This is a genomic window from Psychrobacillus sp. FSL K6-1267, assembly GCF_038003265.1.
GTDB classification, from domain to species: Bacteria; Bacillota; Bacilli; order Bacillales_A; family Planococcaceae; genus Psychrobacillus; species Psychrobacillus faecigallinarum.
Genome location: NZ_JBBOOR010000001.1, coordinates 553,537 through 567,579, shown reverse-complemented (window position 1 = coordinate 567,579; position 14,043 = coordinate 553,537). Strand labels below are relative to the sequence as shown.

Genomic DNA, 14,043 nt, shown 5'->3' with positions numbered 1-14,043 from the left:
CATTCCCTTCATGATTAAGTAAATTGAAAGCCTTAGAATTTTCCGCTACTTCCGCTAAATGATCTACCACCGCTTGTTACTCCGCCACCACTGCTTCCTCCACCACTATTGTTGTTAGTTGGCTTCTTTATTTTGGAAACCGTTTGATTGACGAAGACATCACGTTTACTAGTTACTCTTGAATTGTTCGCTTCGAAATAGGTCTGACTATTCACTGTTACCCTACCACCAGAGTTAAATGCCATAATACCAACAATTATACCTCCAAGTGCTAGAGATGCACCAACCTGGAACCACCATTTGAAAAGGATACTTTCAGGATTTACACCAGGTCTATATTCCATATATTTATCCGAGGTAATAATAAATTCACGAAATGCTTCATAGTAGTTTCCAGCAGATAAAGCGGGCTTGATTTTATCTCTGAGTAGGTCCATTCTTTCGTCATCAAGATATTCCTCTGCCTTATCGAAGCCCCTTAGCGTAACGTCTCTATTAATCATATCTATACCGACTAAGGCTGCACTTCCATTGTGCTTTCGATAGCCAATTCCTGTACTATCTGCAAAATCTTCCACGTAAGTCTCAATACCTTTATCATCTGCACCATTTGTCGTAAGAAATACAAAGTCTGTTTCGTTTTTCTCGCTATATTCTGAAGACAGTATCTCTAATGCTTCTACTTCACTTGCAGATAAAATACCTGCATCATCAAAAACGCGTTGCTTTGTATCGGCTGCTTGTGTTAGTCCTAAGGGAAATAATAATAGGAATAGTGTAAGGAGTAAAATCGAATGTTTTTTCACCATAGAACACCACCAATTGCGAAGGAAATACCCTTCAAAATGATAAAGGATGCTGCAGCAATACCACTAAACCATCCAGCAACCTTACCCATGCTAAGTGGTGGCTTTCCAACAACTTTCCCTGTCTGTCCATTCATTGCAAAGATGTGCTCCTTATTGCCAAAGTCATAATAAACCATCCAAACTGGTAAAAGTACGTAATGCGCCTTCTTCTTGTTTGTATCAATTTGTTTATTTTTGTATTGAACGGAGGAGTAACCAGCAATTGTCGAGCTAATATAACTGTCTATGTATGGCTGCACCTTCGTTTTTACTCGTGTGAGCAATTCCTGATCTGTAAAGTTGTATTTCTCGGCAATATAACCAGCTAGATAAGGTGTTTTGAAATCCTTCAGGCTGTTATAATCATATGGCTCAAGTTTATCCATTAGCTCATCATCTAGCTTTTCTGAGGCATCAACTGGCACCTTTACATAGCTTAAATCAATATCTCGGTAGACATCATAGAACTTTGTTTCCGTATAGATATAATCCCCTCTTGTGTAGGTTCTAACCTGTGTGCCAACAGCGTCAACCTTTGCCTTGCTATCCAAGTCATACAGCCAGAAGGGTACGTAAATACCAGTAATTCCTTTTACCCTATCGGCAGTCATAAACCCCGAGGGAGTCAAACGGCCGTTTTTGCACCACTTCCGAAAGGCTTCCATCGCTTGCTCTTTGTTTATGGTGAAAGGAATAACTTTAGCAGGAGCTAAGTCACCGGACAATCTATCCCCCAAAACCACAGCTGCTCCACAAAAGCTGCAGTTAGTCGCTGTCGTATCCGCATCAGTAATTATGACTGCACCACAGTTATTACAATTGTATTGCTTAGCCTCATCCTCTTCAAAAGTGGTTGTGATGAACTCATCTGAGAAACTCTCTATATTGTCCTTTCTCCCACAGCTGTTACAGGATAGCATACCCGAGGTACTATCAAACTCCATATCTGATCCACAGTTAGGACATTTATATTGGATAACCATTATTCCCTTCCTCTACTTTTTTGTATTTTTAAATCAGGCTGTAGCAATTGCTACAGCCTTGTATATTTTTTCTATTCTTTTTTTGTTTGTAGCTGTTCCTTTAAAGCTGCCAGCTCGTCGTCAACGTTTAATTGAGCTTTCAATGCAGAAAGTTCATTTTCTACATCCTTGTCTGTATCATACTTAGAGGCAAGATTTTCTATATCTTCTCCTATACCTTTATTTAGCTCGGCCATTGCATTTGCTTCATCCAGCTCCTGGTTAATTTTAGCCTCCATCTTATCGAAGGCAGACATTGAGCGACTCGCTCCTCCCATAGAAGAGGTAAATTCATTGACCTTCTTCTGTGTCTTAGCAACAGACGCTTTTCCCTTAAGGATAGATCTTCTAGATTCCAGTTCTCCCATATCAGCGACAAGCTTGTCGTGCATTTGTCTCATTTGTACTGTATTAGCGGAAGCTAACTCTTTTGCCGTTTTTAAGTCTGTTTCCTTCGCTGTATATTCAGCCTTTTTGTTCAGGAATTTTCTTGCATCCTCTTCATTACCAGCCTCTAATGCTTTAACTGCATATTTTTGCATGCTTACAATGTCCGTTTGGCACTCCTCTAGCTCACGTGTCGCCCGTTTTTCAGCAGCCATAATTGTAGCCGTTTCGGATTTTACCTTCCCAAGATCTCTATTTAGGTCGCGCAAGTATTGGTCGATCATTTTTTCTGGGTCCTCTGCCTTATCTAATAACGCATTAATATTGCTTGACATAATATCGCGGAATCTTCTTAAAACTTCCATTACACACTCTCCCTTATTCTAGTTTTAAATTTTAACTTTTGGATATAACTCTTGCCTATGCAAGGAAATTCCGTTTATTGTATGCAAGCTGTAAATATCAAAATGAATAGTCACTTAGCATACATAAAGAGTTTTTAACGCTACTTTGAGTTATATCTTTTATACGAGAAGATGCCATCAAAAGTTTCACTCTATTTTTCCATTCCCTTTTCTAGAAAAAAGTAACCGCAAGTTGTAAGGCACCAAAAAACCACCAAAGTTAAAGTAACTTCAGTGGTTTACATTTTTAGTAGCTATTAATAAGTAGTCCAACCGCCATCAGCTGCTACAACTACACCATTGATAAAGCTAGCGTCTTCTGATCCTAAGAAAATAGCAAGTTTTGCAATTTCCTCTGGCTGTCCAGCACGAGGATTTAACCCCATACCTAGTTGTTGTTTTCCAACTCCATATTGACTGATGTTAGTCATAGTAGATGAAATGTTCGTAACTACTGCACCTGGTGCGATTCCGTTACAACGAATTCCTTTATCAGCAAACATGAACGCTGTGTTTTTTGTTAAACCTACAACTGCATGCTTAGAAGCTGTATATGCAGCTCCTGCACGCCCTCCATACAGACCACCAGCAGAAATATTGTTTACGATTACACCGCTGCCTTGTTTTAAGAAAAGGTCAGTTGCTAAACGCATTGTTTTCATAGTTGCAGTAGTATTTACTGCAAATACCATATCCCAGCGTGCGTCTGAAATTTCATTTACCGGCTCCATACCGTCCATGATTCCAGCGTTATTTACTAAAATATCTAACTTACCGTAAGTTTTAACTGTTTCATCAAATAAGCGAGTAAGATCGTCATCTTTTGTTACATTTGTGTCAATTGCAAATGCAGTTCCACCATTTGCAGTGATTGCTTCTGCAACCGCTTTCGCGCCATCTAAATTCATATCTGATACGACAACTTTTGCGCCCTCTGCTGCATAGCCTTCAGCGATTGCTTTACCCATACCTGATGCTGCTCCAGTAACTATAGCTACTTTGTCTTGTAATTTCATTATAATTGCCTCCTTTTTAGGATACTCTATTGAACACCTGTTCATTTAAAATTATACTTTATATAATAGCTTCATACAAACAACACAAAATCCAAAACTGTATATTATAGAACAAATTTAAAGAAATTGTTTATTAACATTTGGAGGAAAATAATGAAAACTGATTTACGTATTTTAAAAACACAGGAAAGCCTGCGAAACGCATTACTAGAGCTTTTGAAAAACAAACCGTTAGAGTCCATTAATATTACGGAGCTTTGTCGTCTCGCCAAAATAAACAGAGGCACCTTCTACCTTCACTATCAAAATGTTCATGGAGTTTTTGAAAGCTACTTCGAGGAAATTATCGATGATTTGAGGAAATCTTATGAAGAACCCTATCATCAAACCAATTTTAATATCCAAAATTTGAAATCAGACATGATTATTATTTTTCATCACGTGAAAAGATACGAAGGGTTTTATCACATCATTTTTGATGAGACCAATCCTATAAGATACTATTACAAGCTTTTTCACGCTATACGCAAGATGATGAAGGAACTTACCATGAATTCCATTGACTATCTTCCTGAAGAACAAATGGAGTATTTTGTTAGCTATCAAACTAACGCAATTATGGGTATTTTAGTGGAATGGCATAGCAATCAATTTTCTACATCTCCAGATGAGCTAAATGAGTATCTCTATAACTTCTCCAACCTACTCAAATGGTTTCCTGATCAACAAGGCGATGTGGAATAATAAATACTCCTATATTTTATCCGGCTTTTTTTCTTCTATTCACTACATAAGGAGAGTCTTATTAAGTTAGTTTTAATTTAAACACTTATTTGACCTGGTATCGCTGATTAAATTGGCATCATTTTGCTTAGCGGTCAGAAATCTGTTCTATCCGGTCATAAAATTTTCTATCCGGTCATAAATCTGCTCTATCCGGTCATAAATTTTTTTATACGGTCATAAACCTCCGCTATCCGGTCATAAAGTGAAGTTTGTTCAATAGAGTAAACTTTTTTAGTCAATTTCGGGTGCTAATTATGCTGCAACGACTAATCTTGGAATATTTCTTAACATTTTAAACATAAGTACATACATAAAAACGTCTGAGCAACGAACTCAGACGTTTTTTTATAAAATGACCAGTAGCCAAATATATAGGCCCACTAATGTTATAAAAAGTGTTGGTACAGTAAGGACTATTCCTACTTTAAAGTATGTACTCCAGGAAACCTTTACTCCTTTACGAGACAGGACATGCAGCCAAATCAATGTTGCAAGTGAACCGATTGGAGTGATTTTCGGTCCTAAATCCGATCCTATAACGTTCGCATAAATGAGTGCCTCACGCATAATCCCAGTTGTGGACGTTTCCGCAATGGCTAATGCATCAATCATGACCGTTGGAAGATTATTCATCACCGAGGAAAGAATAGCTGCGATAAAGCCCATGGAAATAGTTCCGACAAACAAACCATTGTCTGAAGCGGATTGGATTACATCTGCCAAGATAGAAGTCATGCCAACATTCTGTAGTCCATAGACAACTACATACATTCCAATCGAAAAGAATATGATGTTCCATGGTGCTCCCCTCACAATTCTACCTGTTTCAATAGAAGGACTTCTTCTAGCCATCAGCAAAAAGAATATCGCTATAATTCCTACTACAAAGGAAACTGGTACCCCAATAAACTCACTAGAGAGATAACCTATCAACAAAATAGCTAAGACATACCAAGAGAGCTTGAACATTCTCAAATCTCTAACTGCATCCATTGGCTCCTTTAAGTCAGAGGTATCATAATTCCTTGGAATACTTTTTCGGAAGAATAAATAAAGCACGACTACACTAGCTACCAATGAAAACAGGTTGGGCACGATCATTCGGGAAGCATATTCTACAAACCCAATACCGAAAAAATCAGCAGAAACAATGTTTACTAGATTGCTTATGATAAATGGAAGCGAGGTAGTATCTGCGATAAATCCACTTGCCATGATAAATGGGAATACCATTTTTTCATTGAAGTTTAAGTTACGTACCATAGCCAACACGATTGGTGTTAAAATCAGGGCTGCTCCGTCATTTGCAAATAATGCAGAGACCACAGCACCTAATACAGTTACAAAGATAAACATGCGTACTCCATTTCCCTTTGCAGCTCTTGCTACATGGAGTGCAGACCATTCAAAAAAACCAACCTCATCTAAGATTAAGGAAATAATAATAATCCCTATGAAGGCCAGAGTTGCATTCCAGACAATGCTTGTTACATCAAGTACGTCCTGAAAATCGACCACTCCTACTAAAAGGGCTGCTAATGCTCCTCCACAGGCAGACCAGCCAATCGACAAATTTCTAGGCTGTAAAATAACAAGCGCGAGCGTGATGATAAAAATAATAATTGCCAATACAGTTGAAACCACAAAAAGCCCTCCACTACTACCAATACTCAAATAATACTACTATAAAGGGTTGTTTGAATTTAGTAAATAGAAGCTGTGGAGTTTTGTTAAAGTATGTATCCATGCTAAAAACGAGAATACTGATTTAACAGCACTCTCGCCTTTTGTCTACTTTATCTGAATGGATGCTGACCCCTTTAAATAATTTGGATAAGCATCAAAAGGTAGCTTCACTGGATTCATAATATTTCCTTCAAGTTGTATACTGGCATATTGGTATTCCTCATCCTGCCAGCTTGACTGATATGGCATATCTACGTACTCTCCATTCGCATTCTCTCCTCGAGAAAATAAGGAATAAGTATGATTTTCCTTAATAGGTTTATATTCCAGTTCCAAACCTTCTGAAAGAATTTTCGTAACTTTTATTTTTTCAAAGGAGGGTTGTTCTAAAATTTCCTTTTTACTAAAATCGACTAAAAGGTAGCTTTCCTTCTTCGGTAGTGCCTGCACTTTATCAAACTTTAAGTATAGCTCCTTTGGCTCTTTAAAATAATTACTTTGTAAAAAGAAGGTTTTCTCTAAATCTCCTAATCCCCCAAAGCCAGAAGAGCCATTTCGTATAGAACTCCAGATCTCACCTTTCTCATCCTCTAGTCGGATATCTTCAAATTGGAGAAGCACCATATCATTTCCCGCATCAAAGCGCATGGTAAGTGCTACACGAAGTGGATAAATTTTCACTTCTTCTACAAAAACTTTTTGACCATCTATTACTACTTCTTCGTTTACCTCGAATACTTTACCGTTCATTAGGTCATTTTTAATCGTAAATGGGATTTCGAAGGACGTTAAATCTTCTCTTCCCTCTTCGACTTCAAACTTAATAGTAAAATCCTTCGTTTTAAATTTTTCTATATCAACAAAGGTAAAACTAAACTTGTCTGTTTTTCGATTATCATCTTCCTGATTGGGAGAATTATACGCTATGGAGCCCACCAATTCTCTATCTCCATTCAAAAATTTTATATCTCCATAGTCTATATTTTTTATAGACCTTGGTGCTTCGAGTGTATAGAAAATTTCTGCTCCAGTCTCATCTATAATTACTCCATCTAATGTAAAGGTAATATTATTCCTCGTTTGACTGATTGCAATTGGCTCATAGTATTCATTTTCGATAATTGCTTCCAAGCCTTTATCGAACTCCGGCTGAAGTATATGCACAAATCGTTCCAAACCCGGTATGGATGCAACTGCACTTGCAAAAGCAGGAGAAACACGTATGGAAGTCGTAAAAGCCAGTATGAGCACAACTGCCACTCCAAGAGTCCAAATTGTTTTTCTGCGTTTACGCCTTTTTGCCTTTGCTTTTTGTAGGCCTTCTTGAATCGCACTGTTTACCAATTCATCAGGAATCGAGACTTCTTCTAAACGTTTCTTTGATTCGTTTATCATTTCTTCCTCTCTCTCAAACATGATCGGCACCTCCTTTCTCCGATAAAAAATTTCTCAATGACTTTAGAGCTTTATTGAGCCGAGACTTTACCGTTCCTTCAGGAATATTCTCTATTTTTGCTATTTCCTTAATTTTAGAGTCTTGATAGTATTTCATATGAATGAGTTGCTGTTCCTTCTCCGACAGGGATGAAATTGCTTCATCTATTTCTAAATAAGAGCTGTTTTCGTCATATCTCAGTTCTTGAAGTACCTCCCCTGATATAAAGCGCCTATTTTTCTTTAACTGAGTTTGACAGTAATTGATCATGATTCTGACTAGCCAAGTTTTTATATATTTTGGTTCTTTTACTGTATGAATTTTTTGATAGGCTCTAAATGTTACTTCCTGCATTGCTTCTATCGCCTCGTGCTCATTTTTCAGAAAAGCATATGCCGTTCGATAGAGAGCAGCTTTATGTACCTGCATTAATTGCAAAAAAGCCTGCTCATCTCTTTGTATTGCTTTCTTTGCAATTTCTAACTCTTCCACATGGACACCCCTTTTTGGCTTACTGATATACATTAGACACCCGAACAAAGAAAAAGTTCATTGAAAATAAAATTTTTACAAATAGAAACTCGATACTGCAAGTACACAAAAAGACTATAAACAAACTTCAAATTTCTTTGAGTTTGTTTATAGTCTGAGTTCGCGCTTTCGCCTAAGAAGAAATTATGAGCTTATTTCACCCAACGGTCATAAATTTTTCTATCCGGTCGTAAATTCGAGCTATCCGGTCATAAATATTTTTATCCGGTTATAAATCACTGCTATCCGGTCATAAAATGAATTTTTTTCAATAGTTAGCCCAGCTGGGGGCTTTGATTAAGCTACAATAATTTTTTATTCATTTGTTTAACCCAAGGTCATCAATTTGAGCTGTCCAGTCATAAAGCTCACATGGATGATACGGAGAGCCATATTAATTAATACGAATCGTTGCCTCTTTTGTCAGGTTTTGACTCATGTCAGCATATAAAACAAACACGCGAGCAAGCTCTTTCAAACGAACATGGACATCTTTATCAATAATTTTATTATTTTCATCAAAGTGGCTTGTTTGAGTGTAAACGTAGTTTGGAGTAACTAAGCATTTAAAGTAGTCAAGTATTGGCTTTAGTTGGTTTTCTACTACTAGATGATGTTGAAAGGTCCCACCATTAGCAACAATGGAAACCGGCTTGTAACGCATCGATTTTGGATGCAAGAAGTCGAAAGTATTTTTTAATACGCCTGGAATAGACCCTTGAAAGATAGGCGTAGCAAAAATAAACCCGTCTGCCTGATCGAATTTGCTGACCAATAGCTTCATATCATCGTTATATTGCTGAAATGGTCGACCGTCTACAAATTGATGCTCATAGTTAGAAAGCTTAATGATTTCCAAAGTGTAGTCTTTATTTAATTCTTCTATATAGTCTTTCACTTGTTCTAATAACACACCTGTTTTCGTCCCGATAATTGTTCCGTCTACCAATAGAATTTTCACCTTAACAGAACCTCCTTTTTTCGCTCTTTATTATATCAAAAAAATAGCCCCATTTTAGTAGAAAAGTTCCTGTTTGATGAAGTTCATCCTTTTGACTGAGAAAGCTTGTTTCCTTTTTTCTTCTGGGCAATTCCCAGTTTTAACCCGTCTAAAAGCGGGATAAACATAGATTAATGCAGTATATGCACTTTTAGCATGAACGACAATTACATATTTACCTCTATATCCCCTACTCCTGTTTTTCCTTTTCTACAAAGAGACCCTCTCTTTTCTCCCAGTTAAATAGCTCTTCCCTAGATATAGGCTGATCTTCTGTAGTCTCTATTGGTCTAGCATTTATAATATCTATATTTTGATATATATTTACTTTGCTTTTCTTTCCATAAAGCGCATAGTGATACATCGCATAAGCTAGCTGTCTCCCATGAATCGCTCTCATTTTTTTTAAGGGACCAACAAACACTGGATTTAGTGCTTTAAATAACCCTTCGGAAACACGTTCTCCCAGTCTAAATTCCTCTCTCCCGCCAATTATCAAGGATGGTTTAAAAATAGAGAGACTCGGCATATTGAGCTCTATTAGCTCTTCCTCTAATCGTCCCTTCACCTGACTGTAGAAAAAAGGAGATTTTTTGTTTGAACCAACTGCAGAGATGACATAAAAATTAGGTATCCCTCTTTTTTTCGCTAAGGAAGCAATTTGAAGAGGATACTCTAAATCTACTTTTTGAAAATTTTCTTTTGTTTTTGCTTTTTTTATCGTTGTTCCTAAGCAGCAAAATAAATCATCCGCGATTTCTAAATCCTCTTCCTCTAGTCGATTAAAATCCTTTATTTTTACGTCTAGCTTTAGATGATCGTATTCCGGCTTTCTCCTTGTAATAATAGACACTGCTGCATATTCTTCACTCTCACATAATTGCTTTACTAAAAACTGACCCGTAAACCCGGTCGCTCCCACAACTATAGCCGTTCGCTTTGCCATTTTTATACCCCCTTCTTAATGCAAGACTGCACCTTTCCTGAATGTATTGTCATATACCCCTGTCCTTTTCCATACAATAGAAAGAATATGTCGGAAAGGAAGATGATGAAACTTGAAACTAGCTTACCTATTAAACACATTGCCTCATCGAGGATTATATCCTGCCGATCGTGCAAACAGTCTGATTTCTGCAATGAAGGCGAAGGAAAATAAAGTTTTTGTGCCTGCTTCTAATACAAGCCTGATTAACTACTTAGAAAAACAGCAGATTAAGCCCTGTTTGTATAAAACGAATGCTCAATTAGTGGCAGAAATGGATTCCTTCCAACCGGATTGCATTATTCATGATAGCGGCAATTCCGAGAAGGATCTTATTAAAAGATTAAAAAGGGATAACCGTTCCCTTATCCATTTTGATGATCATGGAGATGGTGGTATGCTTGCAGACATCGTCTTTCAAGCACTCTATGAAACTCCTAAAGAGATTTCAAAGGAAAACTACGTTTATGGTCCTATCGGCTATATACCAGTACACAAGATTGTTTATAAAAATAATAACATGCCGGACCTTCCCCCGCATATAGTGGTAGCTTTTCCATATGAAGACCCTGAAAATTTAACGTACCGTACACTAAGACATCTTGTTCAGCTTCATATTCCATTACGCATTAGCGTTCTTGTGAATGACCAATACAAGCACGATGTGACTGAGCTAAAGCGTTTCGCGCTTACGCGAAAATCCATTGGCATTATAAAAACCAATGAACCAGAAATTTATATTCCCCTAAGCGACATCGTTATAAGCTCTGGATCCTATGTCCCTTATTTGGTTTCACAATTTAATGTTCCTTGTATAATCCTATGCGCACATGAAGAAGAGGTTAACTATGGGTTCCCCACAGAAAAACATGGCTTCGCTAACCTCGGTCTAGGAAGAAAAATTAAACAATCCTATCTGCAAAATGCTGTGATGGAGATCATTCTTCATGAAAATCGTAAAAATGCTTATAAGTACAAACAAAAGCAGCTTGATTTTAGCAACCATTTAGAAGAAGTTGTTGGACTTATAGAGCAAGTTATAGTCTCAAAAAAAGAGGAAGAAGAAATTGCGCATTAAGTTAATATTTATGCTACAATGAAGCAAAAAGCTGAAGGTGAACATTCATGACAAAACAACAGCTACAAGCACAAATTGCTGAGTTGAAAATGGACTATATTCGATTACAAGGCGACATGGAAAAGCTTGAATCTAACGGACATCCTGCTCAAGTAGAAAATGCTGAACGTAGACTAGCCAAAATGGAAGAAGACCTTGCAGAACTAAACAAACAGCTCGCTGAACTGTAAAACGTATTTTTTCTGTTTGCAGACGGGAGAAATAGAATATGTAAAATCCGTCCCTCGATGGGTTGATTTCATAACTATTCCTGTCTGTAACTTCTGTAGAGCATATACAGAAAAAAATATCTTTGCGATGCATTTTTGAGCAGAGATACAGAAAAGATTATTGTTTTATTCGTTTGCGAGCTTTCTTTTTGGAGGAAAAAATCATATGTTAAACGTAGTAAATTTAGGACATACATTCGGAGATCGCACATTATTTAAAGAGGTTTCTTTTCGCTTAGTTGAAGGTGAGCATGTAGGACTTGTAGGGGCAAACGGTGTTGGAAAATCAACGTTGATGAGCATTTTAACTGGAGAAATTATATATGACGAAGGTAGAGTAGAATGGCTGCCTGGTACTCATTATGGATACTTGGATCAGCATACACGTTTACAGCCAGGTCGTTCTATGTTCGATACACTTCGTGATGCGTTCTTACCTCTTTATAAAAAAGAGGAAGAGCTGAATGAGATTATTGGAAAAATGGGCGATGCCACGCCTGAGGAATTAGAAGTATTGCTTGAACAAATGGCAGAAATTCAAGACGCATTAGATGCTGGTGACTTCTATTCATTAGATATGAAGATAGAAGAGGTAGCTAGAGGACTTGGTTTAGATGCAATTGGATTAGATCGCCCAGTTGAGGCACTATCCGGGGGTCAGCGTACAAAGGTTTTACTTGCAAAGCTTTTATTGGAAAAGCCAAAGGTTCTTTTACTAGATGAGCCTACCAACTATTTAGATGAAGAGCATGTCAACTGGTTATCCAACTATCTAAAAAACTATCCACATGCATTTCTATTGATCTCCCATGATACAGAATTCATGAATGGAATTGTAGATGTCATTTTCCATTTAGAATTTTCGAAGCTTACACGCTACACTGCTTCCTATGAGAAATTTTTAGAGCTTGCGGAGCTAAATAAAAGACAGCATCTTGATGCTTATGAAAAACAACAGGATTTCATAAAAAAACAAGAGGAATTCATAGCAAAAAACAAAGCACGATACTCAACAACAGGACGAGCTAAATCTCGCCAAAAACAATTGGATCGTATTGAGCGCATTGACCGTCCGGAGACAGCAGCAAAGCCAGAGTTTGGCTTTAAGGAGTCTCGTAGCTCTGGGCGTTATGTAATTGAAGCGGAGCATTTAGAGATTGGTTACGACAAGCCACTTCTTCCACCTTTAACGTTTACGATTGAGCGTGGAGAAAAAATTGCCCTTGTCGGGATGAACGGAATTGGTAAATCTACCTTGCTAAAAACGATACTTGGGAAAATCCCTCCTATTGGTGGTAAAGTAATCCGCGGCGATTTCTTATTCCCTTCTTACTTTGAACAGGAAGTAAAAGCTGGTAACATTACACCAATTGAGTCTGTGTGGGAAACGTATCCAAGCATGGAGCAAAGCCAAGTTCGAGCAGCCTTAGCACGCACTGGCCTGAAAAGTGAGCACATTACTCGTCCCCTTTCCAGTTTAAGTGGTGGTGAGCAAGCGAAGGTCCGTTTATGTAAGCTGATGATGGAAGAAAGTAACTGGCTAATTTTTGACGAACCGACCAACCATTTAGATATCCATGCAAAAGAAGAATTAAAACGTGCGATGAAAGAATTTAAGGGCACGATTGTCCTTGTCAGCCATGAGCCTGAATTTTATGAAGGCTTAGTTACAAAAGTTTGGAATGTAGAAGAGTGGTTCTCTACAGGAAAAGAAATTATTGAAGAGTAAGATTTTGACCTGATAGATATAAAAAGCTGATCGTGAGAGGTATCACGATCAGCTTTTTTGAGTTCTTTGGTACTTTTTCTTTAAATTCATCTTATGTATTTGCCATTTCCTCTGTTAAGATTTTCTAACTGCGATATGAAAAAGAAATTAACAGGAAAAACGAGCTTGGAATTGTTTCCCCAAGCTCGTTTGCTTAAGATAATAATCGATGAAATTCAAAAAGCCTAACTAAAAAAATATAAAACGTGAAACCTATGACACGATTTCACGTCTCTTATTTGTAGGTGCTTCCTTAGATTAAGCAAAAGCTAACGATTCTTTTGCCATTTCATCATTCATAATCATTTCCTTTAAGCGCTGTTTTGCTCTGAATAATCGTGATTTTACTGTTCCAATAGAAACCTTCATGACCTCAGCAATTTCATTCAGTGAAAATTGATGAACGTAGAAGTACATTACAGTTTTTTGGTAAATGGCATCTAGCTCAGAAATTTTTGTACGAACAATTTCGCAAACATCTTCTTTTTCCAGCTGCTCCTCTACAGATAAAACGTCTGATGCGATGAGGTCAAGCAAGGAAATATCTAATTGCTCTGGTTGGTTGGCTACGTATTTACTACGTCTCACTTGCTTACGATAGCGATCGCGGAATGTATTCATACAAATAGTAGTCAGCCATGCTTTAATATGATCTACTTCCTTCATATAAGACTCGTACCTTACAACTTTCATCCATACCTCTTGCATTAAGTCTTCTGCTTCTACAGGATTTTTTGTTAGTTTCAAACATAAATAATATATGTAACGGTTATATTCTTCGTATATATTTTCAATTGTAATTTGCATTTTAATATCCTCCGGTTGGCT

At 37.4% G+C, this 14,043-nt stretch carries 14 protein-coding genes; 4 read left to right on the top strand and 10 right to left on the bottom strand.

Annotation, left to right across the window (positions count from 1 at the left end; genetic code table 11):
• Positions 1-32: 32 nt before the first annotated feature.
• From MHB55_RS02725 to MHB55_RS02710, 4 genes are all read right to left on the bottom strand, one after another.
• Positions 33-809, bottom strand: coding sequence for a TPM domain-containing protein (locus MHB55_RS02725; RefSeq protein ID WP_154311572.1), 777 nt, complete (start codon positions 807-809; stop codon positions 33-35).
• The gene (locus MHB55_RS02720; RefSeq protein WP_151111435.1) at positions 803-1,831 is read right to left on the bottom strand and encodes a TFIIB-type zinc ribbon-containing protein; all 1,029 of its coding nucleotides are present in this window, start codon (positions 1,829-1,831) and stop codon (positions 803-805) included. Before MHB55_RS02720 ends, MHB55_RS02725 begins: the two co-directional genes overlap by 7 nt.
• Positions 1,832-1,902: 71 nt before the next feature.
• Entirely contained in the window at positions 1,903-2,622 is a 720-nt protein-coding gene (locus MHB55_RS02715; RefSeq protein ID WP_154311574.1) for a PspA/IM30 family protein, read from the bottom strand.
• A gap of 296 nt (positions 2,623-2,918) precedes the next feature.
• Positions 2,919-3,677 (bottom strand): SDR family oxidoreductase, encoded by a 759-nt coding sequence (locus MHB55_RS02710; protein WP_144539888.1) that lies wholly within the window; start codon positions 3,675-3,677, stop codon positions 2,919-2,921.
• A gap of 153 nt (positions 3,678-3,830) precedes the next feature.
• Between MHB55_RS02710 and MHB55_RS02705 the strand changes: the two genes are divergently transcribed.
• Positions 3,831-4,421 (top strand): TetR/AcrR family transcriptional regulator, encoded by a 591-nt coding sequence (locus tag MHB55_RS02705; protein WP_151111439.1) that lies wholly within the window; start codon positions 3,831-3,833, stop codon positions 4,419-4,421.
• Between the two features lie 387 nt (positions 4,422-4,808).
• Here the strand turns inward: MHB55_RS02705 and MHB55_RS02700 are convergent, their stop codons facing one another.
• From MHB55_RS02700 to MHB55_RS02680, 5 genes are all read right to left on the bottom strand, one after another.
• On the bottom strand, positions 4,809-6,107 hold the full coding sequence (locus MHB55_RS02700) for an arsenic transporter (protein WP_340862495.1): 1,299 nt from the start codon (positions 6,105-6,107) through the stop codon (positions 4,809-4,811).
• 147 nt (positions 6,108-6,254) lie between these two features.
• Complete coding sequence (locus MHB55_RS02695) at positions 6,255-7,565, bottom strand: DUF4179 domain-containing protein (RefSeq protein ID WP_340862494.1); 1,311 nt, start codon at positions 7,563-7,565, stop codon at positions 6,255-6,257.
• The gene (locus MHB55_RS02690; RefSeq protein WP_340862493.1) at positions 7,558-8,076 is read right to left on the bottom strand and encodes a sigma-70 family RNA polymerase sigma factor; all 519 of its coding nucleotides are present in this window, start codon (positions 8,074-8,076) and stop codon (positions 7,558-7,560) included. The genes MHB55_RS02695 and MHB55_RS02690 overlap by 8 nt, the downstream gene beginning before the upstream one ends.
• Before the next feature lie 433 nt (positions 8,077-8,509).
• A complete protein-coding gene (locus tag MHB55_RS02685) occupies positions 8,510-9,076 on the bottom strand; it encodes an NADPH-dependent FMN reductase (protein ID WP_144539898.1) in 567 nt (188 codons plus the stop codon).
• A 229-nt stretch (positions 9,077-9,305) separates the two neighbouring features.
• The gene (locus MHB55_RS02680; RefSeq protein ID WP_151111447.1) at positions 9,306-10,061 is read right to left on the bottom strand and encodes an NAD-dependent epimerase/dehydratase family protein; all 756 of its coding nucleotides are present in this window, start codon (positions 10,059-10,061) and stop codon (positions 9,306-9,308) included.
• 112 nt (positions 10,062-10,173) lie between these two features.
• On the opposite strand from MHB55_RS02680, the gene MHB55_RS02675 reads away from it, so the two are divergent.
• The 3 genes from MHB55_RS02675 (at position 10,174) to MHB55_RS02665 (ending at position 13,176) form a co-directional block, all read left to right on the top strand.
• Positions 10,174-11,178 carry a hypothetical protein gene (locus MHB55_RS02675; protein WP_340862492.1) on the top strand — a complete coding sequence of 335 codons (1,005 nt, stop codon included), beginning with the start codon at positions 10,174-10,176 and terminating at the stop codon, positions 11,176-11,178.
• A gap of 47 nt (positions 11,179-11,225) precedes the next feature.
• Entirely contained in the window at positions 11,226-11,408 is a 183-nt protein-coding gene (locus MHB55_RS02670; RefSeq protein ID WP_340862491.1) for an SE1832 family protein, read from the top strand.
• A gap of 205 nt (positions 11,409-11,613) precedes the next feature.
• Positions 11,614-13,176, top strand: a complete 1,563-nt coding sequence (locus MHB55_RS02665) for an ABC-F family ATP-binding cassette domain-containing protein (RefSeq protein ID WP_151111451.1) — start codon at positions 11,614-11,616, stop codon at positions 13,174-13,176.
• 297 nt (positions 13,177-13,473) lie between these two features.
• On the opposite strand, the gene MHB55_RS02660 is transcribed toward MHB55_RS02665, so the two are convergent.
• The gene (locus tag MHB55_RS02660) at positions 13,474-14,022 is read right to left on the bottom strand and encodes an RNA polymerase sigma factor (RefSeq protein ID WP_144540056.1); all 549 of its coding nucleotides are present in this window, start codon (positions 14,020-14,022) and stop codon (positions 13,474-13,476) included.
• Positions 14,023-14,043: the final 21 nt, after the last annotated feature.

What these genes read in the sequence shown, in the direction of transcription:
- MHB55_RS02725 (WP_154311572.1), bottom strand. Translation starts at nt 809, where the DNA reads ATGGTGAAAAAACATTCGATTTTACTCCTTACACTATTCCTATTATTA.
- MHB55_RS02720 (WP_151111435.1), bottom strand. Translation starts at nt 1,831, where the DNA reads ATGGTTATCCAATATAAATGTCCTAACTGTGGATCAGATATGGAGTTT.
- MHB55_RS02715 (WP_154311574.1), bottom strand. Translation starts at nt 2,622, where the DNA reads ATGGAAGTTTTAAGAAGATTCCGCGATATTATGTCAAGCAATATTAAT.
- MHB55_RS02710 (WP_144539888.1), bottom strand. Translation starts at nt 3,677, where the DNA reads ATGAAATTACAAGACAAAGTAGCTATAGTTACTGGAGCAGCATCAGGT.
- MHB55_RS02705 (WP_151111439.1), top strand. Translation starts at nt 3,831, where the DNA reads ATGAAAACTGATTTACGTATTTTAAAAACACAGGAAAGCCTGCGAAAC.
- MHB55_RS02695 (WP_340862494.1), bottom strand. Translation starts at nt 7,565, where the DNA reads ATGTTTGAGAGAGAGGAAGAAATGATAAACGAATCAAAGAAACGTTTA.
- MHB55_RS02680 (WP_151111447.1), bottom strand. Translation starts at nt 10,061, where the DNA reads ATGGCAAAGCGAACGGCTATAGTTGTGGGAGCGACCGGGTTTACGGGT.
- MHB55_RS02670 (WP_340862491.1), top strand. Translation starts at nt 11,226, where the DNA reads ATGACAAAACAACAGCTACAAGCACAAATTGCTGAGTTGAAAATGGAC.
- MHB55_RS02665 (WP_151111451.1), top strand. Translation starts at nt 11,614, where the DNA reads ATGTTAAACGTAGTAAATTTAGGACATACATTCGGAGATCGCACATTA.
- MHB55_RS02660 (WP_144540056.1), bottom strand. Translation starts at nt 14,022, where the DNA reads ATGCAAATTACAATTGAAAATATATACGAAGAATATAACCGTTACATA.